The 22,659-nt window shown below is 58.3% G+C and carries 16 protein-coding genes; 6 read left to right on the forward strand and 10 right to left on the reverse strand.

The features are described 5' to 3' along the window. Positions 1-187 precede the first annotated feature (187 nt). Genes ACPFL9_RS15880 through pdhA form a run of 3 tightly spaced genes read right to left on the reverse strand, consistent with a single transcriptional unit; the run spans position 188 to position 3,911 of the window. Positions 188-1,630: a dihydrolipoamide acetyltransferase family protein gene (locus ACPFL9_RS15880; RefSeq protein ID WP_426003808.1), complete on the reverse strand. Its 1,443-nt coding sequence runs from the start codon at positions 1,628-1,630 to the stop codon at positions 188-190. Positions 1,631-1,632: 2 nt separating this feature from the next. After that, a complete protein-coding gene (locus ACPFL9_RS15885) occupies positions 1,633-2,721 on the reverse strand; it encodes an alpha-ketoacid dehydrogenase subunit beta (protein ID WP_426003809.1) in 1,089 nt (362 codons plus the stop codon). Continuing rightward, entirely contained in the window at positions 2,718-3,911 is a 1,194-nt protein-coding gene (pdhA, locus tag ACPFL9_RS15890; RefSeq protein ID WP_426003810.1) for a pyruvate dehydrogenase (acetyl-transferring) E1 component subunit alpha, read from the reverse strand. The genes ACPFL9_RS15885 and pdhA overlap by 4 nt, the downstream gene beginning before the upstream one ends. A gap of 172 nt (positions 3,912-4,083) precedes the next feature. Here pdhA and ACPFL9_RS15895 point away from each other — a divergent pair, with 172 nt between their 5' ends. The 5 genes from ACPFL9_RS15895 (at position 4,084) to ACPFL9_RS15915 (ending at position 10,229) form a co-directional block, all read left to right on the forward strand. Next, positions 4,084-4,548 carry an Lrp/AsnC family transcriptional regulator gene (locus ACPFL9_RS15895; RefSeq protein ID WP_426003811.1) on the forward strand — a complete coding sequence of 155 codons (465 nt, stop codon included), beginning with the start codon at positions 4,084-4,086 and terminating at the stop codon, positions 4,546-4,548. Between the two features lie 59 nt (positions 4,549-4,607). Then, complete coding sequence (locus ACPFL9_RS15900; RefSeq protein WP_426003812.1) at positions 4,608-5,177, forward strand: YdcF family protein; 570 nt, start codon at positions 4,608-4,610, stop codon at positions 5,175-5,177. Between the two features lie 230 nt (positions 5,178-5,407). Further along, on the forward strand, positions 5,408-7,054 hold the full coding sequence (locus ACPFL9_RS15905; RefSeq protein WP_426003813.1) for a hypothetical protein: 1,647 nt from the start codon (positions 5,408-5,410) through the stop codon (positions 7,052-7,054). Positions 7,055-7,661: 607 nt separating this feature from the next. Further along, positions 7,662-8,801, forward strand: a complete 1,140-nt coding sequence (wecB, locus tag ACPFL9_RS15910; RefSeq protein WP_426003814.1) for a non-hydrolyzing UDP-N-acetylglucosamine 2-epimerase — start codon at positions 7,662-7,664, stop codon at positions 8,799-8,801. A gap of 135 nt (positions 8,802-8,936) precedes the next feature. Continuing rightward, complete coding sequence (locus ACPFL9_RS15915) at positions 8,937-10,229, forward strand: ISL3 family transposase (RefSeq protein ID WP_426003815.1); 1,293 nt, start codon at positions 8,937-8,939, stop codon at positions 10,227-10,229. A gap of 180 nt (positions 10,230-10,409) precedes the next feature. On the opposite strand, the gene ACPFL9_RS15920 is transcribed toward ACPFL9_RS15915, so the two are convergent. Both ACPFL9_RS15920 and ACPFL9_RS15925 read right to left on the reverse strand, forming a co-directional pair. Next, positions 10,410-13,199: a heparinase II/III domain-containing protein gene (locus ACPFL9_RS15920; protein ID WP_426003816.1), complete on the reverse strand. Its 2,790-nt coding sequence runs from the start codon at positions 13,197-13,199 to the stop codon at positions 10,410-10,412. Continuing rightward, positions 13,196-15,883, reverse strand: coding sequence for a glycosyltransferase (locus ACPFL9_RS15925; protein WP_426003817.1), 2,688 nt, complete (start codon positions 15,881-15,883; stop codon positions 13,196-13,198). Before ACPFL9_RS15925 ends, ACPFL9_RS15920 begins: the two co-directional genes overlap by 4 nt. A gap of 74 nt (positions 15,884-15,957) precedes the next feature. Here ACPFL9_RS15925 and ACPFL9_RS15930 point away from each other — a divergent pair, with 74 nt between their 5' ends. Then, a complete protein-coding gene (locus ACPFL9_RS15930) occupies positions 15,958-16,257 on the forward strand; it encodes a hypothetical protein (RefSeq protein ID WP_426003818.1) in 300 nt (99 codons plus the stop codon). 45 nt (positions 16,258-16,302) lie between these two features. Here the strand turns inward: ACPFL9_RS15930 and wecC are convergent, their stop codons facing one another. The 5 genes from wecC to ACPFL9_RS15955 all read right to left on the reverse strand — a co-directional run bounded on the left by wecC (position 16,303) and on the right by ACPFL9_RS15955 (position 22,487). Next, entirely contained in the window at positions 16,303-17,598 is a 1,296-nt protein-coding gene (gene wecC, locus ACPFL9_RS15935) for a UDP-N-acetyl-D-mannosamine dehydrogenase (protein WP_426003819.1), read from the reverse strand. A 16-nt stretch (positions 17,599-17,614) separates the two neighbouring features. Continuing rightward, complete coding sequence (locus ACPFL9_RS15940) at positions 17,615-19,291, reverse strand: glycosyltransferase family protein (RefSeq protein WP_426003820.1); 1,677 nt, start codon at positions 19,289-19,291, stop codon at positions 17,615-17,617. 217 nt (positions 19,292-19,508) lie between these two features. Continuing rightward, positions 19,509-20,402, reverse strand: coding sequence for an ABC transporter ATP-binding protein (locus ACPFL9_RS15945; protein ID WP_426003821.1), 894 nt, complete (start codon positions 20,400-20,402; stop codon positions 19,509-19,511). Next, positions 20,389-21,276, reverse strand: a complete 888-nt coding sequence (locus ACPFL9_RS15950; RefSeq protein WP_426003822.1) for an ABC transporter permease — start codon at positions 21,274-21,276, stop codon at positions 20,389-20,391. Before ACPFL9_RS15950 ends, ACPFL9_RS15945 begins: the two co-directional genes overlap by 14 nt. Further along, the gene (locus ACPFL9_RS15955; RefSeq protein ID WP_426003823.1) at positions 21,276-22,487 is read right to left on the reverse strand and encodes a glycosyltransferase family 4 protein; all 1,212 of its coding nucleotides are present in this window, start codon (positions 22,485-22,487) and stop codon (positions 21,276-21,278) included. Before ACPFL9_RS15955 ends, ACPFL9_RS15950 begins: the two co-directional genes overlap by 1 nt. Positions 22,488-22,659: the final 172 nt, after the last annotated feature.

Below are 22,659 nucleotides of genomic sequence, written 5' to 3' on the forward strand. Positions count from 1 at the left end.
ATCCTCAGGAAATGGCGTCAGACCAGGAAGGCCTGTCGCGGGCAACTGGAGACCACCAGCTGACCCCCACGCGATTGTAGGCAGACTCCATCCCGGGCGCCATATGGGAGGTCGTACGACATCTCGTTGGAATGACACGAAAGGACCCCGGCCAACCGGCTCGGGGTCCTTCCGTTAAAGGGCGTATCTACATATCCGCCAACGCACCGCCCGGGTTCTCGATGCAGTCTGCAACATACCGAAGGAAGCCTGCGGCCGTTTCGCCGTCGCACACCCGGTGGTCGAAGGCGAGCGTCAGCTCGGTGACCTTCCGGACGGCCAGCTCCCCGTTCACAACCCATGGCTTGTCGATGATGCGGCCAACGCCCAGCATCGCCACCTCGGGATAGTTGATGATCGCTGCCGAGCCGTCCACCCCGAACACGCCATAGTTGTTCAGCGTGAAGGTGCCGGACCCAAGTTCGGTGGGGGTCGCCTTGCCTTCACGCGCGACGGCGGTCAGGCGGCGGATCTCTGCGTCCAGTTCGCGGGCACTCATCTGGTGCGCGTTCCGAACGGACGGTACCACCAGGCCACGATCGGTCTGCGCGGCAAAGCCGAGGTTGATTCCCTGGAAGCCAACGATCTCCTGCGAGCCATCAGCAGCGGTTTCAAAGCGGGTGTTGAGATCCGGATACTTTTTTAACCCAGCCGTGACAAAACGGGCGATGAAAGCCAGGAGACCGGGGGTATCGTGCGGCGACCGCTTTTTGAGCTCCGCCCTCATCTCCAGCAATGCCGTGGCGTCAACGTCAACCCAGACAGTGGCCTCCGGGATCTCCGAACGGCTCTTGGCCATGTTCGCAGCCACGGCCTTGCGTACTCCGCGAACCGGGGTACGGGCAGAGACGGCTAGGCCGGTGCGGGTATCCAGCCCGCCCTCAACCGTTGAAGCAGAAGCAGGAGCCGATGCCGGTTCAGCCGGTTCCGCGGGTGCAGAGATCGCAGCCTCGACGTCCTTGCGCATGATCAGCCCGCTGGCGCCCGAGCCCTCAATGGAGTCAAGGGAGACACCGTGGTCACGGGCCATCTTGCGGACCAGCGGCGAGATGACGGCACTGAGCTTCCCGGGGATGCGCGTCCCTGCAACGGCCGGTTCCCGCGGAACCTCAGGAACAACAGCAGGAGCAGCATCGACGACGGCGGCACTCGCCTTGCGCGGGCGTGTGCGGCCGCCGGTCGCACCACCGGGAGTGCCATATCCGATCAGGACGTTCCCGGAGCCTGCCTTTTCCTCGGTCCTGTACGTCTCAGCCGCAGCCGACACCTCCGGCGAGGCCGGCACTCCAGTGGACACAGGATCTTCAGCGGCGGCAGGAGCTTCCGGCGAAACTGGAGCGGCACCTGCGCGGGCGATCGAGATCAACGGCTTGCCGACGTCGAGCGTTTCGCCCGCCTGGCCGTGCAGTTCGGCAACTGTGCCGGCGTAAGGCGAGGGCACCTCAACCATGGACTTGGCGGTCTCCACCTCGGCGATGGGCTGGTCAACTTTGATTTCATCGCCAACGGCGACCAGCCAGTTCACGAGCTCCGCTTCGGTGAGGCCTTCGCCGAGGTCCGGGAGGCGGAACACTTGCATCTCTGAACTCATGGTTACTCCTCCCACTGAAGGTCGTCGACGGCGTCGAGGATTCGGTCGACGCCGGGCAGGTAGTAGTGCTCCAACTTGGGAGACGGGAACGGAACGTCGAAACCGGTCACGCGGCGGATCGGTGCGGCCAGGTAATGGAACGCACGTTCCTGGACGCGGGCCACAATCTCGGAAGACACGGACGCGAAGCCGTGCGCTTCGGCGATCACGACCGCGCGTCCCGTCTTGCGTACGGATGCGCAAACGGTCTCGTCATCAAACGGGACGATGGAGCGGATGTCGATGACCTCCAGGGACCGACCTTCTTCCGCAGCGGCCGCAGCAGCGGCGAGCGCGGTAGGGACGGACGGGCCGTAGGCGATGAGCGTCGCATCTGTGCCGGGACGCGCGACGGCGGCGCGGCCCTCGGTGGAGGTACCGGCGTCGTGCTCTGCGCGCAACGCACCCAAGTCCACTTGGTCCTTGGACCAGTAGAGCTTCTTCGGCTCCATGAACATCACGGGGTCATCGGAGTCGATGGCTTCGCGCAGCATGCGGTACCCGTCTGCGACGGTAGCGGGCGTGTAGACCTTCAGCCCGGCGGTGTGGGCGTAGTAGGACTCGGAGGAGTCGCAGTGGTGCTCCACTCCCCCGATGCCGCCGGCGTACGGAACGCGGATGACCATGGGCATCTTGAGCTTGCCCTTGGTGCGGTTGTGCATCTTGGCAACGTGACTGACGATCTGCTCGAAAGCCGGGTAGGCGAAGGCGTCGAACTGCATCTCGATGACGGGACGCATGCCGTTGATGGCCATGCCCACCGCCATGCCGACAATGCCGGACTCTGCCAGCGGGGTGTCAAAGCAGCGCTGTTCGCCGAATTCTGCCATGAGGCCGTCGGTGATGCGGAAGACGCCGCCAAGCATGCCCACGTCCTCACCGAACACGAGTACCGAAGTATCAGCACGCATGGCGTCTGCCATGGCCGTGTTGAGCGCTTTGGCCATGGTGATGGACTGCGGTCCTGTGGCTTCCGCGGTGGCTGCAGCCGATGCGGCTGCGCTGGCTGTTGCGGCACTGACATTGGCCGTGGTGGTGCCGGTGACGGTCATTTTCCGCTCTCCTCACGTGCGAGTTCATCAGCCAGGAGTTCCGCCTGTTCCTTCAGCTGCGGGGTTTGCTTGTCGAAGACGTATTTGAAGAGATCCAGCGGCTGTACCGGGACGTCCTCGCCGAGGCCTTCACGGAGCTGGGTGGCGACGGCTTCAGCGTGCTCAGCGATCCTTTGGTTGGCGTCCTCATTCAGAAGCCCTTTGTCCGTGAGATAGGCCTTCATTCGCGTCAGGGGATCTTTGGCCTGCCACTCGGCCACTTCGCTGTCCGGGCGGTAGCGGGTGGCGTCGTCGGCGTTGGTGTGGGCCTGCATGCGGTAGGTGTGGGCTTCGATGAGCAGTGGGCCTGAGCCTTCGCGGGCGAGCTTCACGGCACGGTCCATGACGGCGAGCAGGGCGACGAGGTCGTTGCCATCCACGCGTTCGCCGGCCATGCCGTAGCCGACTGCCTTGTGCGCCAGCGACGGCGCCACAGACTGGTGGCTCAGCGGGACGGAAATGGCGTACTTGTTGTTCTGCACGAAGAAGATGACGGGCAGGTGGAAGACGGCAGCGAAGTTGAGGGCCTCGTGGAAGTCGCCCTCACTGGTGGCACCGTCGCCGCACATCGCCATCACTACCGTGTTCTCACCGCGCAGCTTTGCAGCGTGGGCGACGCCGACGGCGTGGAGCAGCTGGGTGGTCAGCGGCGTGCACTGGATGCCCACGTTGTGTTCCTTGGGGTCGTAGCCACCGTGCCAGTCGCCGCGGAAAATGGTCATCACCTCTACCGGGTCCACACCGCGTGTCATGACGGCGACGGCGTCTCGGTAGGTGGGGAAAAGCCAGTCGCCGTCGCCCAGGCACATGGCAGCTGCCACCTGGCAGGCTTCCTGGCCATGGCTCGACGGGTACACGGCCATGCGGCCCTGCCGGACCAGGGCGGAGTTCTGGTCGTTGACGCGCCGTCCGATGACCAGGCGCTCGTACGCTGCCAGCAGTTCGTCGTCGCCGGGAGTGGGGTACTCGTGTCCGGGTTCTGTGCCTTGGTCTTCCTTGGACCGCAAGGTACCGTCCGGATTGACCATCTGAATCTGGTGCCGGGCGGGCAGCATGTAGTCCTCAACGCTGATGCCGAATTTTCTCCGGACGTCAGCAGCCTGGTCCTCCGCCGCCGTCTCGGGCGCAGAGTGGTCTGCATGGATCGTCATTGGTCCGTCCTTCTCTAGCCACTATGTGCTTCCAGTATCTTCCCGGCGCATGTTTCGTATCCAGCTTTGCCATAAATCATGGAAGAGCTTTGGCATTGGGGCTAGTCTGGAAGACGAATTGTCAATGTGAGCTGGGTAACTGCCCTGTGTTGTAGACGAATTGGAGCCTGCCGTGAGTGAGACGGAAGCCGAACAAACCGCTGTCCCCCTGGATAGCGTTGACCTGGACATCATCCGTGAACTCACAACCGACGGACGCATGTCCATCACGCAAGTAGCCGAGAACGTGCATATCAGCCGGGCGCATGCGTACTCCCGGTTGGCACGGCTTACGGGCGAGGGAGTGCTGACCAAGTTCACCGCGCTTGTAGATCCAATCAAGGCCGGGTTGCGCTCGTCGGCCTATGTGACCCTGAAAGTGCAGCAACACTCCTGGCGGGAACTAAAAGAGCACTTGCGCGCGATACCCGAAGTGCACCACATCGCGCTGGTAGGCGGAGATTTTGATGTGATTCTTCTGGTCCGGGCAACCGACAATATCCACCTGCGCCGTGTGATCTTCGACCAATTGCAGTCGATGGAGGGTGTGCTGGATACCCAGACTTTCCTTGTCTTTGAAGATGTTGATACGCGGTAGCTTTCCTTCCTGAATACAGACTGTCAGGAACACCCAGTTTTGAACCCTAAACTGTCCCCGTGCCCACCAAAACCGCCTCCGTACCCCGCGTCCTGCTGCGGACGCTCCTGGTGCTTTTGGCAGCGTTTGTAGTGTGGGTCCTCGCTGCACTTCAGTTTTTCTACAACCCACCGCAGATCACCCCGCACCGCACGGATGCCATCATCGTCCTGGGTGGCATGAGCAGGGAGCGGCTTCCAGTAGCCGAGGACCTGCAACGCAATCTGAACATCCCGATTCTGGTGGTCTCCACGACCGGCCTCGCCGGCAACGTAGAGGGCGATGAACTGTGCGATGCCGGCGCGGACGATCCTGACCTCATCTGCTTCCGTCCCGAGCCCTTGAACACGCGAGGGGAAGCCGATGCCGTAGGCGAACTGGTGGCCAAGCACGGCTGGCAGTCGGTGACAGTGGTGACGTCCGACTACCACCTGCTGCGCGCCGGCACCTTAATGCATCAATGCACGCCGGCAGAAGTGCAGATGGTCGGGTCTGATCCGGACCTGTCTGCCGGGGCCTGGCTGGACCGGTTTGTGGTTGAGACTGGTGGGCTGATTGACGTGTGGCTGCAGCCCGAGTGCAGAGTGTAGACCGGCCGGCCTGGAGGCGAGGCTATCCCCGGACGGGCACCCGAATGATCCTGACTGACTTTGTCATGGGACCACAATCCCTGCAACGCGCCTTTAGCCGTTTTGACACGTCCAACACCGTTTCAGCCGATGCGTGAAGGATTTCGTCAAGCCATTGAGTTTGTCTGGCCCGCCCTTCATCCTTTTCCCATAGGTCCAAGGTCTCAGCCCTACGAGCCCAAGGATCCGTTGTGGCCATTTTCAGAGCCGAGACGCTCGCCCTTATCCGCTTCCCTGCGCGCCACTTAGCCCTAAGTTTTATCGCTGCACTTTCCCTGCTTCTGGGCTTCCTGCATGCATCGCCGGCTCAAGCAGCAGCGTCACCCGTCTACCCCATCAGCGGCTATTTCATCTACGGCAGCACCAGTGATGCTGCCAACATGAAGAAGCTGACCGACATCAAATCCGTAGGCGGAGACACCGTCATTACTTTCGGCTCACTGCTGAAGCCTGCCACACTGGCAACAATTCCCACCGGCTGCGTCATTTCGGGCGTCAATTGTGCCAAGGCGGCTGCTTCCGGTGTCACCGTGAACCGTTACTTTACCTACTCAGACAACAGTTCCTGGGGTGGACCCGCTCTCCTTTGCGCCCGGGACAAGACCGTCACCAACGGGGGCTCGATCTACACGATCCTGGTCCTGCCCGCCGAAGGAAGCGGTTGTACGTCCCCGTCCGGAAGGTACGACGTGGTGGTCATCACAGGTGGACCGTCCTCCATTTCCATTTCATTGGGAAAGACAGCAACCAGCCTGGGGATGAAGTACTACGCCGGCCTTCCGTCGCCGGTGAAGAGAACCGACATAACCTATCTTCCCGATCTCTCCTACCAGGCAACATTTTCTCTGTTCACGGCACGGTTCCTGATTTACCAGGCCAAGGTCAACGACGTTCCGGGGCTGGCAGGCTTTTACCACCACACTGAGATGCCTCTCAGCAACGGGGCCGTATGGGATTCTGTCCTCACGGTTTACAGGATCCAGAACTCACGCATCGCACAGTACCAACCAGAACGCTCGGCTATTGTCAGTCCCTACATCGATTCCAGGAGCGCGTTTGGTGGGCGGGTTACTTTGGACCAAGCCCGAATTGGGATCAACAACATTGCAAGGACGGCCGGCGGTGTCGATTTGGCCATTGCGGTTCAGGATGGAATGGGCACCGGCAAGGGTGGATCTTTCTTCCAGAGCGAGGCCGGCACAAACGTCGACCAGTATGCAGCTGCGATCGTAGGAAGCGGGACCTGGGGCAGCAAGTACCTGGCACCCACCCGGGACTACTTCTGGGCACTGGCCCAGGGAGTGGAAGGTACTGGTGCGGAACTCTGGGCCAACCTCGAAGGAATGGCACCAGCCACCTCCCAGAACCCCTGCCAGAACAGCCTTCGCGGTCAAACGACCAAGACCAGGATCAACAAGCAGTTGCAGCAGCTGGGGAATACCCCCAGGAAAGTCATCTCCTTCATGTGGGATCCCTACTTCACCTGCACTGGGACCTGGGCACCCATGCTGGACAGGCTCAAGGCAACCAGCACTACTCCGGTAATCACTGACTCGATCTTTTACGGGAACGGCGACGTCCTGGTGACTGGCCACAACCTAAGTGGCGGAACCGTGCAGGTTAAGTGGACCGATGCTTATGGACGCGTCTTCGATAAGACGGTTACAGCGTCCTATTACAACGCCTCTTACGGCAAGCAAGCCGGCATCAATCCACTGCTGGAGTCAGTCACTGCAAAGCTTGGCAGCACGTCCCTGGGCTCCGGCAAGAACTACTTCATCAACGTAACAAACGGCTCTGGAGTTAAGAACGACGCTCTCTATTCCGATCGAGGATAGGACACCGCAGCGGGCGGCCGCGCAACCACAGGATGCGCGGCCGCCAACTGGCTGTCTTCAGCAACCCTTTCGCCTTTAATGACGCCGATTGCCGACACCTTTCAAATGGCTGGATGTGCCACCTGTGGCTCCAAGTGCAAGAATTGAACGTGACCCTGCTTCATTTCAACGCACGTGAGGAGTGATGGAGTGACGGATACCGTTCGCCAAACAGCGCCGCTTTCGCCTTCCCCGCGCCACATGCGTAGGCGACGCTTCAGGGCTGAAATACCAACTGCCTCAGTTGCCGGATACGAGCGTCCCAGAGAACTTGGTACGCTCAGCATTGCGGATGCCGCTCCTCCGCGGGCCGAGGATCCTCCCGCTCAGCCGAGGCCGTCAAGTCCGCTGAAGGTCAGCAGTCCTGGCTCCCGGAAGGCAAGCCTTCGACAGAAACGCCTCATAGCCCTGCTTTCTGTGATCCTGGTCTCCATCAGCATTCCCGTTCTGGCACTGACCTTGATCTTTGCCCGCTGAGGCTATACCCCAGAGTTCACACAATTGAGGACGTCGATTAGTCGTGCGATAGCATCGAGGAGTCACTCAACGCCACTCACGGGGGAAATCCATGCCCAGCGTCATGCCAATTTTTGGCACCCGCCCGGAAGCCATCAAGATGGCTCCAATCGTAAGCGCCTTCCAAGAATCAGACGATTTTGACTGCATCGTGACTGTTACCGGCCAGCACCGCGAGATGCTGGACCAGGTAAACGAGCTCTTCGGCATTGAGCCGGATCACGACCTGAACATCCTGCAGCAGCGCCAATCCCTCTCTGCCATCATGACCCGGACCATCGACGGACTCGACAAGCTGTTCGCCGAAAAGAAACCGGATGCTGTCATCGTCCAAGGTGACACCACAACCTCCACCGCCGGCGCAATCGCAGCTTTCTACCACGGCATTCCCGTAGTACACGTGGAAGCGGGCCTGCGGAGCGGCGACCTCTTCTCCCCCTTCCCCGAAGAAGCCAACCGCAAGATCACGAGCCAGATCGCGAGCCTCCACCTGGCACCCACAAGCACCAGCAAGGCCAACCTCCTTGCCGAAGGCATCGATGAAGACGACATCGTGGTCACCGGGAACTCCGTGATCGACGCCCTTCTGACCACTGTGGACAAGCAGCTGCCGTTCAGTGATCCGCAGCTGGAAGAGCTCGCGTCCAGCGGCCGCAGGATCCTGCTGGTCACCACGCACCGCCGTGAAAATCAAGGTGACGCCATGCGCGGCGTGGGCCGCGCCCTGGCCCGCATCGCGGAGGCTGAACCGGACCTGGTCATCGTACTTCCGGCCCACAAGAACCCGGTTGTCCGCGAAGCCGTTCTGCCCGCCCTCGAAGGCAAGCCCAACGTGGTGGTCACCGAACCTCTGGCCTACGGCGAGTTCACCCGCATGCTGTCCTTGGCGCACATCGTGCTCACCGACTCCGGCGGAGTCCAGGAAGAGGCCCCGAGCCTCGGCAAGCCCGTCCTGGTAATGCGGGACAACACCGAACGTCCAGAGGCCGTGACCGCCGGAACGGTTTCGTTGATCGGCACGGACGAGGAAACGATCGTCAAGGAAGTAGATCGGCTCCTAAACCAGCAGGACGCATTTGATGCCATGGCCAACGCGGTAAATCCATACGGTGACGGCAAAGCAGCTGCTCGAACCGTAGCTGCCGTAGCCGAACTCTTGGGCGTGGGTGCTCGTATCGCTAGCTTCGCCTAGAAAGATCAGGCAGGCAATAAAGCGGCTCTTCACGGTAGATGGTGAATCGGGTTTCGTGTCTTGAGAGCTGAAAGGCTCGTAGCCCTGCTGTGATGGATGTTCTCTACGCATTCATCAAGTCAGGAGCTACGAGCCTTGATCGAGCCTACTTCCCCGCACCCTGATGCTGCCACCGCCATCTTCAACCTGCCCGACTACCGCGTCACCGGCACCGAGATCCTGGGCTTCGGGCAGCGGCGGGTCAGTGTCGAAGCCACCGCAGAGGCCGGCTGCCCGTCCTGCGGCGTGATCAGCGCCCGGGTTCATTCCCGCCGGCCACAACGGCTGCGTGACATCCCCATCGCCGGGCCAGTCGAAGTGGTCTGGGCCAAGCGGAGGTTCTTCTGCGATGAGTACTTGTGCCCTCAGCAGACGTTCACCGAGGAAACAAGCCAGGTTCCCCGCCGGGCACGGTCCACCCGCCGCCTTCGCGACGCGCTCGTAGCTGCCGTGGTCGGGTCCGGACGGGCAGCAATGGAAGCAGCCTCATCCTTCGGGGTGTCGTGGTGGCTGGTCCAGCGGGCCCTGGACTCGGCGGCCGCGCTGACGCTGCCCGACGTTGATGCAATGGCACCGCGGATGCTTGGGATTGATGAACACCGCTACCGGTCGGTCCGGTTCTTCCGCGATCCCGCCACCAAAGCCTGGAAACGCTACGAACCATGGATGACCACAATCGTCGATCTGGACACCGGTCAAGTTCTAGGCATCGTGGACGGCCGCGACAGTGATGGCGTCGGCGACTGGCTCTTCGCCCGCCCGCTTGAATGGCGGTTGGGCGTGCAGGTCGTCGCGATCGACCCCTCTGCAGCGTTCCGCAAGGCCCTGCGGATGTGGCTGCCACGCACCGCCGTGTCAGTTGATGCGTTTCACCTGGTCAAGCTCGGCAACGACATGCTCACCGAAGTCCGGCAACGCCTCACCCAGCAAGTCCACGGCCGCAGAGGACGCTCCATCGACCCGGTCTGGGCCAACCGGCGTCTGCTGCTGCGAGCCGGCGACACACTCTCGGACCGGGCACGAGACAGGCTCAGCACCGTTTTCGCGACCGACGACGCCACCGGGAAACTGCAGGCCGCATGGTTGGTCAAAGAACAGCTCCGAACCCTCCTCGCGACCGGGTCCCTCGCCGACGCTGCTGCCGCGAAAGACCGTTTGCAATCCCTGGTCGAGAAGGCCACACAACCGGAAACGAACCGGCTCTGGCGCACGGTCTGCCGCTGGTGGAAAGAGATTGAAGTCCTCATTGTCACCGGCGCGACAACAGCGAAAGTCGAAGCCAACAACACCGCCATAAAACACATCAAAAGGACAGGTCGGGGATTCACCAACGCACGGAACTACAAAACGCGTATCCTGTTGCGCAGTGCCGTTAGAACAGCGGCATGAACATCCGCCACGGCAGAACATTCACTACGAACCGTGAAGAGCCAATAAAGCAGGCTGGGGGCCGCCTTGGAATTGTTCCAAGGCGGCCCCCATGTCTATGTTTCTCTGTTGTCCTGAAGTGGCACTAGGCGTTCCTTAGTAGCATGGCTTGCTAGCTCACCGAGTTGTAGCCGAACAGCACTACCAGTTGAAGTCTTGAGCCAACAGGAGATGCTTTAGGTACGCGTCGTTGTTGGCGGTTTTGTGCCCGCGGCCCCAGTCTTCGAATACTGTATGCAACTTCGTGTCCGGAACATCGTAGAGGGCATCGACCAATGGAACCCGATGGCGCACTTCGTGGTGTTCATCCCCGATGTTCTGCACAAAATATATCTGAGTAGAAGGCTGAAGCTGCTTGTACCTCGCCAGCACATCCACACGCAATTCGTCCTCGGCACTCAAAGTTCGTTGCCCAAACGCAGTGTCCAATGCCAAGTTAGCAAATCTCGGAAAGTACTGTCGGATGCGGGTCTGCGGGTTGAAGACAACTGCCGTGCTGTCTGGGACCAGCGCCGCGACCTGAAGAGCAGCGTAGCCTCCGCCTGAGCTCCCTGACATAATTACACGCTTGTATCCGCCGGCCGTCATCCGTTCTTGCACGAAGTTAGCAATGGAACCCTGAATATCGTACTGCTGAGTCCCAAGGTACCAACCAAGGGTCAGCTGAGGATCAAGGTCCAAGGTCGGATCCGAAAATAACAAGTGAGGTCGATTCAGGGAAGAAAACCCTTGGAGGCGTTCGAACCGGGGAAGCGAGTACTTACCCCTATCCAATGCCCCATGAAAGCCAACCATCAGAGTGTCGCCGCTCCCCAAGGAGGAGTGCGCGGAGAGGGTCATCGGACCTAGTCGCACCGACTGAACGGCCCCCACGACGTCTTGACCCGCGGCCTTTACAGTTTCGTAGCTCTTGACCGTACCGAAAGGGTCTTCGAGCAGCTCAATATCAGGCCAAGCAATCATTGGACGACGACGTGACGTGGACCCACTAAGGAACGAGGGCAACTCTAGATCGTCGCCAGCTATGTCGATCGCCGTGGCCAACAGACCTGCTCGTCGGTTGGCTGGGTTCACAAGCAATTTCATCAGCTCCGAGTCCGGGCTCAGGGCACTTGCTCGCTTGGAGGAGACCGACTCGCCGGCGATACTGCCAAAGGCTCTGCCTCCCACAGCATGCAACACACTATCCGCCGCCCCTAAAGAGATCGATGCGCTCTCAGCATTTTCGTTGAAGGGAACATCGGAAATGCTCGCCGACGATTTATCTACTAAAACGTACTCGACACCCTTTGCAGTCGGCACAGTAAATTCAATTCCGCCATCGCCCAGCCGTCGCATCGCCGACTCTATGCCAGCATGGCTTTCAGTGGCACCAACAACTGTGTTAAAAAGCACCTGAGTACCGGTTCGCGATGCTTTGAGGAGAGTTGTCGGTGCGTTTTGCCTCCATCCAGTGGACGTCCAGCCCTCAAAAGGCTCAGTGCTCCCCCTAACATGACTCAACTTGCCTGGGGAACCCAACCATTGAATTCTGCTGGTTGTATTCCTACTTTCGAGGTGAGCAGCGGCTCCCTTAATTGTCGACGAGGTTTCCGGCGACAAATGCCATCGCTGCTCTACTTCGACCGACGAGGTTGAAGAAACACGATCCAATACGATGAGGTATTCCCCAGTCTTGGAGTAGATTACACGCCTCGAAAGCAGGGCTCCTTCGTAGCCAGTGTCCCTCAAAGTGACATCGAAAACTCGCCCAGTTTCAACTCGACGAATCAATTCGACCTCTGTCGTACGATCATATGCTCGGCCCTTCAGAACCAGCAGGTTGTGTCCTGAGCGATTCACTACATAGCGCCGCATGGGGTGCGTGCCATAGGTGTACTTTCCCGTATCAATAAGCCAAGGATGTCCGTTGGCATAATAGGTCAATGAGCAACCGTCTTGATGGCCATGAATCTTATTCTGCCTGCCAAAACTAAGCGAGAAGAACGTCTCATGCTCAAAGTCCCGCTCGGTCTCCCCCCAACCGCTTCGTCCGTAGACGTATCCTTGCTCAAAAACCCTGATGAGATCTTCTGGTGGGCTGCCGAGCTTCCCAGAAGATGCAACATACTGAGCTTCCGGTGAATCGATACGGGCTGGTCCACCGGTATCCAGATCCCCCAGACGGACATACTCACCATTGGGCTGAGTCGCGTGTGCGAGCGAAAGAGGGGCCAGGGCGAGACGCTCATATCCTGAAGGCCGCGGAATACCTTCCAGCTCAAGCCGCTTGAGCGCTTCTTGCCACCAGTGATAATTCTGCTCCTGGTAGCCAATGCTCCCTTCTTCGTTGACGCCCTCGGAGTCATAACTAGAACGGAGCAACTTCTCAAGCCGGTTGACAGCCAAGTCTCGATAGACAGGCAAACCTAAAGCACACCCAGCAACGAAAAGCGCCTGGTGCTGGTGAAATTCGTGGTTTCCATGGCCAAGATGAGTTTCATCTGCGATCCAGTCCGCGTGCTCACGCAAAGCATCTACAATCCATGCGTCATCGTCAACGAATAGCGGCAAAGCAAAGGCAAGCTCGAAAGTGCGAAGAGCGTCGCCCATATCGATCCACGCCCATTTGGTTGGCGAAGTACCAGGCGGGTTCGCTACAAGCCAGGACTTCACGTAACGCTCCCAGAGCGCCTTGGCCTCATCGTCTCCGCGTAGAGCAACCCGTCGAAGAGGGTCCAGCCAACGAAGTGAATGATACTGAAATTGCCAGTTACTATCCGCAAATGGATCCTCAACCCAAGTCGGCAACTCCGGCAGCTGCCATTCCTTATGAGGGGACATCGTTAGACGTCCATCCTTCAACCTTTGCGCCATTGCAGCGTCTTGCTGCGTCTCCTCAAATCGCGCACCGAAAGCTTGTCGTTCAACTACATCCCGATGAAATTTCATGTGCGGTCACCGGCCATAAGCTCCGCCACGTCCGGATCTTCCCAGATTACAGGTTCGTAGAAACTGCCCAACTCACGAATGATGTCTACACATTCGGACCTATCCGATTCATGGACCAGCTCAAGTTTCCGGAGGAACCAAAGTTTCATGAATGATTGACCGCGCGTCTCATTATATTTCTGAATAAGACCGATTTCACGCAACCACGCGGACCTGGCGGCCTCAAGAGGAATATACTTCTTGAAGAAATTAGGACCAATAGTGTTTACGACGGACTTACTCACTGAGCCGTAGTAGATATGAATAGGGTGTTCAAGAACACCGATCTTCCGGGCGTAGTACACCATCTGCTGGAAGAAGAAGGAGTCCTGACCTAATGCACCGACTGGTTGCTCAATTCCAAGGCCCTTGAGCCATTGTGCATTGATGACCATGGCTTGGTTACTCATTGGGTAAAATTCCATCTTGCTCAAGATCTCCGGATCAGGCGTTGATCCACCCTCAGAGTCCGCTATTAGATGCGGCTTGAGTTTTTTCGAGTTCTTAAAGTTCAGAGTCTTCTCTGCGTAACGCAGCATGTCTCCGATGGCTAGGTCCAATGACTTTTCAGCGGCAAGTTCGATTAGCCGGGCGTAGCCATCGCCTACGGCTTCATTATCTGGATCCAAATAGGTAATCCACGGAGCAGAAGCCATCCCCAGACCCTTGTTTCGAGCGCGTGAAGCACTTCCCGATCCACCCTGTTCAAACTTGAAAACTGATACTTGCTCGTACTTGGAATCGATCTCATTGATAATTTGCTGCGTCCGGAGATCCGTCGAACCGTCATCAACCATCAAGATCTGCATCTTGTCAAAAATAGAAGATCGACTCAGAGATCGAATGCATTTATTGAGAAGGAAAGGACCATTGTTGTAGACGGGGATGATTACGGACACCAAGAAATCGTCAGTACGAGCGGACGTCTCACTTAGCTCAATCGAATCTTGTCTACGGACAATACCCATGGAATCGAGCGCGTATCCGTATCCCTCAATGGCATCACCTCGCCTGAGTTTATCCCCTGCTGGGGAAGCGGCCCAAATAGCGCCCGTCGCCCCGTTTGACAAGCGGGACGTGATCTCATGGTCCGCCACGCCAGGATCAATAGCCTTGGTGACAAAATCCACATCGGCATATTTGAAAGCATTGACGAGGTCTTCCATATACGTCGGTGCGTATTCAAACTCGGTAGAGAGCGGTACTACGACGTCGAAGTCCTGCCGACCTGAAGCAAGTTCGTCTGCGTTAAGCACAGTCAGCCCAGTAAGGGTTTGAGCGTCCACTACAGAGCGCAGGTAGTCGGTCGATTCGTCAACGACCACACACACCTTTGTCTTAGCGCTTACATGGTCATTGCCAACTATTCGGAGAATGTCGCCCATCCGATCATGCGACAAGTGATCGCTATATGCTCGGCGGAGACCTTCCATCTGAACTTCGTAAAGTTCGGCAGCAGACATCTGATCCAGTGTGTCCCGGACATCAACGCTGCTTTCGCAGGTCAGTACGTTTGGGAAGCGATTATTGACACCGACATTGTAGTTGGATATCACCATAGAACCCATGGCCTGCAGTTCAACAACCCGGTTAGCATACATCGTTTCACTACCGATGACCGAGTTTAGATTTATATTGAAATCCGCCAGCCTTTGTAGCTTCAGAAGCAGATTATGACCAATACTTGGCGCCAAGTTCGCTATGTACTCCTCCGGAAAGAAATAGCGCTCACTTTCCAGCCCCCAGTTTCGATCAAAAATGACCAAATTTCTGGATGACGCCGCAACGCCCTCGAAGATTGCGTGCGCCGCGGCACGCCGTTCTGGATACTTATGCGCGTGCCAGGACCCGGCGAAAAGAACATCACTGACGCGATGTCGCCTTGAATAGACGGGTGAATGATGTAGCGGATTTACACCAAAGCTCAAGGGGTTGACGGAACGAACATTTGGACAATCGCGTTCGTAATCACTAACCACCTCGGCCGCGCAAGTGAATACATAATCGGCCGCCTGGGCAATACTTAGAAACTGTTGATAGTTCGGAGGATCCTCCTTGGAGTAGAACACAATCGGCAAGTCCTTGCCGCGGTAGTAGGGAAGCACTTCCTCTAAAAGGAAAGAGCGCATGTTCGAATGAGGGGTCGCAAGATTGATCCATTCACCGCTCAAGCCTCGCCATGTGCTGGCTATTAGAAGAATCTCTACCTCTTCGGCGGCACTGACGTAGTTGTCAGGAGTGACATAAGTTAGCTTTGCTGTGGAATCGAAGCTCTTATACAGAAATTCATCAGCAATTATACCGACATGAGCCGAGTGGGGCTTAAGACTCCGAGTTCCCAATGTTGTAGGGATACTATCCAGAACAGGACGAATCTGTTCAGCATAGTTCAGCAGAGGTGACGTGCTACGTTTGTGCAGGTATTCTCGAGCACTGTACGAAGGCATGATCGGTTCAGATGAAAGAACGGAACTGATGTATTGATTCGATCCGAAGAACTGCTGCCGAAGATCTGAGGCTGATTTTGAGTACTCAAGTTCCTTAAGTCGTCTCTTGACGAGCGCTCCCCTGGCCTCGGTACTTTTGTTAGCTGCACTCATGTACGTTTTTTCCCATTCCGCCACCGCCAATATCTCAGTTGCCAACTGCCAAGCCGTGACTCGGACAAAGCAGTCCACCGACGTTGAACGTTATCCAAACCACGCGACACTGCATTGAGTTGCTCATCAAGCTCGGATATCTGACGGGAGCTCTCCTTTTCGCGCTCTGCAAGAGTGCGCTGTGTGAAGGCCAACTTCCGTTCGGTCACTTCCAGCTTATTCTTGACAGCATCCAGTTTCTTTCTGGTCGTGTACAACTCCTGGCTGAAGTGCTTGCGTTCGGCTATCGCAACGGCTGCTTCAAGCTCTCTCTTATACGCCTCGGCCAACTCTACTTGCAGCTCATCCAGCTTGGCGTTGTGGGCGAGAGCCGCTTGGCTAATACCGCGCCGAAGAATCGCGATATCTACGCGCTCTGAAGTCACTGTTGTTGCCCCTTTCCATTCCGATAGCCAAACATAAGGTCAGATTGTCGCGTCGGAAGCGGCCAGAGCCGTAGCTTGCAAAGAAGCATTCCAGATACCGCGGGAATCTATGACCGTCTTCCCCGCGTAAGCGGCAGGAGAGATGGACTTGAATTCGTCGTGGTCCACCAGGACCACAATGACGTCAGCCTGGGCGATGGCCGCCTCGGTGGCTACGAGTTCCACGTTGGCGCGCTCTTTCAGGGCGGCCGGCAGCGAGTCGACGTGAGGCTCCACAACAAGGAGCTTGGCGGCGGGAAGCTGTTCAGCCAAATCAGCAGCAATGCCGATGGACGGCGACTCGCGCAGGTCATCGATGTTGGCTTTGAAGGCCAGGCCAAGCGTTGCGATGACCGGTGCGGCACCGGCTTCTTCAGCGGCCTTGCGGGCCTTTGCTACTACCCATTCCGGCTTGGAGTCGTTGGTGACTCGGGCTTGGCGAATGAGCTGGGCTTCCTCGGGAGCGGCGGCAACGATGAACCACGGATCCACGGCGATGCAGTGGCCGCCCACGCCCGGACCTGGCTGAAGGATGTTGACACGGGGGTGGTGATTGGCGAGTCGGATCAGCTCCCAAACGTCAATGCCCAGCTTGTCGCTGATGATGGAGAGCTCGTTGGCGAACGCGATGTTCACGTCACGGTAGGAGTTTTCCACGAGTTTGGCCATTTCGGCCGTGACATCGTCGGTGACCAGGATTTCACCTTGACAGAAGACAGCGTAGAGGTCCTTGGCAAGTTCGGCTGCTACGGGGGTAACGCCACCAACAATGCGGTCGTTCGTGACCAGTTCGATCATCACGCGGCCCGGAAGAACACGCTCGGGGCAGTGGGCGAAGTGGATCACGGGAGCACCGTTGGCTCCGTCGACGGACAGGTCCGGGCGGAGCGCCAGAATGTAGTCGGCCAGGTGGCGGGTTGCACGCGGAGGGGAGGTGGACTCCAGAATGACCAGTTCATCGCCCTTTAGCTGCGGAGCGATTCCGCGTGCAGCGGCCTCGATGTAGCTGAGGTCTGCAGAGTGGTCTGCGCGGAACGGGGTGGGGACGGCAACGATGTAAGCCTCGGCGGCCGGAGTCTCGGTGGTGGCGCGCAGGTGTCCCTGGCTAACAGCACCGGCAACGTGAACGCCCAGGTCAGGTTCAACGAAAGGAACCTCTCCGCGGTTCACGGCGTCCACCGTGTTCTGGTTTACGTCCACACCCACGACGTTGATGCCGTTGGTTGCCAGGATGGCCGCGGTAGGCAGACCAATGTATCCAAGGCCAATAACGGCCACTGTCTTGATGTTTGTCATTATTTTCCCCTTTTAGTTAAACAGTGATGTGTTCTTTGGGGGCACCAAAGAATTTTATTTCGCCGGAAGCGGCAAGTTCTTCATCCGAGATATCCCACGTGTGCCCGTCACCTTTTCGGTATTGGCAGAAGTTGAAGCGGTCAGCGGAGTATATGGAGCCACCGGCTGTTGTGACGGCCTTCAGGAAAGCAGTGTCCTCTCCCCTGTTCAGCGGTTCAAAAGGATGGGCTTCGAAGACCTCGCGGCGGGCGGTAATGGTGGGCCCCATGACGAACCGCGTCTGGCGGTGTTCCATATGGGGGATCCTCAGCATAGTGGCGTTGGTCGAAGCGAAGTACATGTAATGCGCCTGCTTGCCCACCACGTCTGCCTTCGAATAATCGAGTGCGTGCAGGAGATCCACCAAGTACCGGGGGCCGTAGTAGTCGTCGTCGTCCATTTTGGTCAGTACCTGACCCGTTGATGCGGCTACGCAGCGGTTAAGACACTCACCGAGCGTGACGTCCCTTGTGGCCGTCAACAACGTGAACCGGCTCACTCCGTGCTTATGCGCAAGTTCCTGTACCTGGCTCTCCGGCACCTCAAACCCGTGCGTCAGGAGAACCAACTCGACGTCCACATCTGTCTGGCTGGCGACAGTTGAAAAGACGTGCTCCAGCTGGTGCGGCCGGATGGTGGGTACCAAGGCACTGACTGTGGGAAGGTCAACCCTCCGGACCCGCCCGGGAAGGACCGAGGCAACCACAGTCTCAGCACGGTGTGCGTAGGTATGTTCGCTCCAGATACGCCTCTGTCCCCGATGAACGACCCGGTCATTAAGCTCGGAACTGCGGGCGAGCATGCGGATTTGGCTCTCAGCCTGTTCGCGGGACCCCGCTACATAGACCTGATCGGCGTCAAAGAAGTGTGGGATTGCCGCGCTGGGCGTTGATACAACGGGCGTCCCGGAGGCTGTGATCTCGAAGATCCTCCGGGCACACATGCTCGGAGAATCAACAACTGAGTTCACGTTGAGGAACACCTTGTAGGCCCGGTAGGCACTCAACATCTTGGCATAGTCAAGACTGCCAACAACGTGTTCGTTAAACGGAACCGGGAATTGGTAATTTGAGTCGCCACCCAACTGGCGCGAGAAGATTTCGAGCTTCGGTCCAGATCGGGCAGAGGCATCCCGCGCGGCATGCAGCAGGATGTCCATCTGCTGCCGGCGTTCCGGATACTTGTGCGCGAAATACATTCCGGCGAAGGCAACTCCACGGGCATGATGGGTTTGGCCCACACGCACGGGATTATGGATCGCCGGTTGTGCAGCAAACGGAAGCACAGCCACACGGTCGTGGCCCAAGTCCGCCCGGTATGACGGAATGCGGTCCGAGTCGCTGGTGAAAACAGCATCAAACTCCCGGGCAGCCGGGAGGAAGTCGGCGTAATGCGGCGGGTCTTCTTTGTTCCAGAACACCGTGGGGATACCGTGGCTGCGGCACCACGCCATCAGGTCAAGAAAGTCCTGCTTGGGTCCGGAGGTACCCATGAGCTGGTACTTCCAGGAACCTTGGTTCCCGTTCCACGCGGACTCCACGAAAAGGAAGTCGATTCTGGTCTCTTTGAGTTGCTGGCGCCACGAGTCCTTTTTTAACTGGACCAGGTTCCATTCAAAAGAGAAGGCTGCGATGGAGAAGTCGTCCAAGATCACGCCTACAGTCAGGTCGTCCCGCCTAGGACCCCGGTCCGGAACCCGGTGGGGCGCAAATGTGGGGACGCTTCCCTCCGTGCGGGGCTGTGTCGCAGCCCCCTTGGCACCGTTTATGCGCTTCTCAATTTTTTGCCGTCTCCGCCACTCCAGGACTTGAGTGGGGCCGCCCTGCCTGAAATGCCACACGGCCTTCCGAATATCACTGATCAAAAGAATCTCAACGCCCTTCCATGCGGCGCCCACTGGCCCGTTCCAACACCCGCGTAGCTACAAGATTTGCCCGTGCTTCTTCCCTGATCCTGGCTGCGGTCAGGTTATTGCCCCTTGACAAATTCGATGAGAAATCCCGGTAAATTCCTGTGGTTTCATCCGGCAGGCCATCCATGATGAGCTCCCCCTTGTCCAACCAAATCACACGGCTGCACATGTCCCGGATGGTGTCCAGCCCGTGACTGACGATGAAGACGCAGCCCGCCTGTGCACGAAGCTCGTCCATCCGGGCCTTGCTTCGGTTATTGAACTGGGCGTCGCCGGTGTTGAGAGCCTCGTCAACCAAAAGGATCTCCGGATTAACCGACGCGGCGATCGCGAACCGCAATCTTGAGGCCATACCGGATGAATAGGACTTCATCGGAAGGTAGATGGCCGAATCCAAGCCGGAAACGGCAACGATACTGTCAAACTGGGCGTCTATCTGCTCCATGCTCATACCCATGGCCAGGCAGCCCAGTACCACGTTCTGATCACCTGACAATTCCGGAACCAGGGCCGCATTCACGCCCAGGAGGACAGGGGTGCTCGAGGCATAAACGGCACCATGCGTTGGCGCAACCTGGCCACTGATGAGCTTCATGATAGTGCTCTTGCCGGAGCCGTTGCGGCCGATGATGCCCACCGATTCGCCGCGCTCCACAACCAAGGAGATTTCCTTAAGCGCACTGACGGTCACAAGATTCGGACGCTCCAGGACCCTCTTGATCCTGTTCCTTAAACCTTTTCCCTTGGGCATTGTCCTGCCCTCGGAGGATGGAACTCTGTACGTCATCCTCACTTTGTCGATGACGACGCAGGGTGGGCCGTCCAGGAAGACCGCTTGATCAATCGCGACCATACGTTTCCTCCCCCTTCCAGAAGAAGACGAAACCGACCAAAAGCACTCCCAGGGCAACAACGCCAAGGCTGGCCCACGACTCCCAGGCGGGCAAACGGTTGTAGAGAACGCAACTGCGCACGATGTCGATGACGTTGAACAGGGGGTTGAACTTCATGATTGCCAGCAACGTGGGGTCGCTTACGAAACGTTCGTATGAATAGAAGACGGCCGAACCGTACATCCATGCCCTGATCATGAATGGAAGCAAGTGGGTGACGTCATGCAGCCGCGAGATGATTCTCGCAAGGATCATCCCCAGTCCGAGGTTGAAGACGCCCTGCAGGAAAACTGCAGGAATGATGAGAAGCCACATCAAGCTGATGGTTTCCGCAGGGGGAATAACGACGACCAGCAGCAACATGCCAAGTATCAGGGGTACTGACGACAACAACTCGCGGATGTTGGCACCCAAAGGCAGGGCTGCCCGGGGAAAGTTGAACGCCTGGACGACCGACTTCCCGTTACGTATGGAGCGCGCGCCGGAAGTAATGGCTCCGGCGCTGAACTGAAAGAGGAAGACGCCCACCACCAGATAGCCGACGAAGTTTTCAATTCCACGGCTGGTCTGAAGCAGGAGGCCAAAAATCACGTAATAGGTCAGCCCATTAAAGACCGGATTTAGCAGCAACCAAGCACTGCCAAGGCGGTCCTTGCGGGTACCGCTCTGAACCCTGGCCCGGGCATCGTAGAAGATGAACTGGCGGTAGTCCCACAGTTGAACCAAGTAGTCCAGGAATCCCGGCCGGGACCCAACCCGGGAGAGCTTTCGAATGTCCACCGACATCGGCTGAATAGCCGCCGGCGGCGGAAGCTTGGCCTTTCTCGCCGACATCAGCCTGCCTTCCTTACGTTCTTCGATGCCAAAAATTCATATGCACTGCCGTAGGCCGCGGCGTTTGCGCTCCATGTCCGCGTCGCCAACACGAACTGCCTGCCGGCAGCACCCAAACGCTCGCGCTGCTCCTCGTCCTCAAGCAGTTCCCGCAAGGTTTCAGCCAGTTCGTCTGGATTCTCCGCATCCACCAGCCGTCCGTGGACTCCGTCATGCACTATCTCGCTCAAAGCTTCCAAGCGGCTGGCGACCACCGGACGCGCGCAGGCCAAGGCTTCGACAGGCTTGAGGGGTGTCACAGATCGCGTGACGGGAAGGTCTTTGCGGGGCACTACAAAAACATCCAAAGCCATGTGGTACATCCGGGCGGTTTCCGGCTTGACACGTCCTGTGAAGATGGTCCTTTCGACCAGTCCCAGGCGTCTTACCTGGTCTTGCAGGGCCGGAGCGGCAGCGCCCTCCCCTACCAAGACCAACGTCAACTCTGGCAGCCGCGGCGCAAGCAATGCAAATGCTGTGACGAGGTCATCCAGGCCCTCGTAATCTACCAGGCTGCTTACTGTGCCGATGTACTTTCGATGAGGTTCGAGCCCCAAAGCCAGCCGCGCTTCCGCGTGTTGCAGAGGCTCCTGAAGGTATGCCCCGCCCACTGCGTTCGGGCTGATGTGGATTTTCGCTTCCGGTATCCCAGCGTCCATAATGTTTTGCTTCATGGACTGGCCCAGGGTAAATACAAGATCCGCTGCTGCCATGGTTTCCGCTTCACGGTCAAGAAAAAGCTTGTACCGTTCACTGGTCCTTGCACCGGGACCCCTGCTGGAAGCCCACGTATCGGCCAGCTGTCCCCTGACTTCATATACCCACGGCACATTGATAGAGTCAGCAACTTCACGGGCAACCAGGCCATTGACGAAGTGCGTCGTGGTATGGATGATGCCTGGCCGAAAGTCGCGGGCTATCCCCAAGAGCAGTTCTGCTTGCTGCTGCAATCGTCCGTCCATCGACTTTGCCAGACGCTGTGGCAACAGCCGTTGATAACGAACGCCGTCGACGACGTCACTTGCCTGGGCGGTAAGGACACCGACCTGGACCGGATAACCTACGCGGGTAACAGCCAAGGTGTCCCAGCCGGCGTCGTGCTGGGCCGTTAAAATCGAATGAGTGCGGCGCGCGTACCCGCTTGCCGTGTGGGGAACCGAGTTGGTCAGCAAGTGCAAGACTCTGCGATGGCCTGGCGTGGCTGGTTCCTTTGGCAGGGTGGGTCGCCACCCCTGAAAGACACGGAGCTCGGATTCGAGGCGACGCTTCTGCTTGGCCATATCGCCGCCACGGCTTTCCAAAGCGCCCACAGCGCCTGTCATATCTCCGTCGTACCACTTACGG

The organism is Paenarthrobacter sp. NyZ202, assembly GCF_049860755.1.
Taxonomy (GTDB): Bacteria; Actinomycetota; Actinomycetes; order Actinomycetales; family Micrococcaceae; genus Arthrobacter.

What these genes read in the sequence shown, in the direction of transcription:
- pdhA (WP_426003810.1), bottom strand. Translation starts at nt 3,911, where the DNA reads ATGACGATCCATGCAGACCACTCTGCGCCCGAGACGGCGGCGGAGGAC.
- ACPFL9_RS15950 (WP_426003822.1), bottom strand. Translation starts at nt 21,276, where the DNA reads ATGTCGGCGAGAAAGGCCAAGCTTCCGCCGCCGGCGGCTATTCAGCCG.
- wecB (WP_426003814.1), top strand. Translation starts at nt 7,662, where the DNA reads ATGCCCAGCGTCATGCCAATTTTTGGCACCCGCCCGGAAGCCATCAAG.
- ACPFL9_RS15920 (WP_426003816.1), bottom strand. Translation starts at nt 13,199, where the DNA reads ATGAAATTTCATCGGGATGTAGTTGAACGACAAGCTTTCGGTGCGCGA.
- wecC (WP_426003819.1), bottom strand. Translation starts at nt 17,598, where the DNA reads ATGACAAACATCAAGACAGTGGCCGTTATTGGCCTTGGATACATTGGT.
- ACPFL9_RS15880 (WP_426003808.1), bottom strand. Translation starts at nt 1,630, where the DNA reads ATGAGTTCAGAGATGCAAGTGTTCCGCCTCCCGGACCTCGGCGAAGGC.
- ACPFL9_RS15885 (WP_426003809.1), bottom strand. Translation starts at nt 2,721, where the DNA reads ATGACCGTCACCGGCACCACCACGGCCAATGTCAGTGCCGCAACAGCC.
- ACPFL9_RS15945 (WP_426003821.1), bottom strand. Translation starts at nt 20,402, where the DNA reads ATGGTCGCGATTGATCAAGCGGTCTTCCTGGACGGCCCACCCTGCGTC.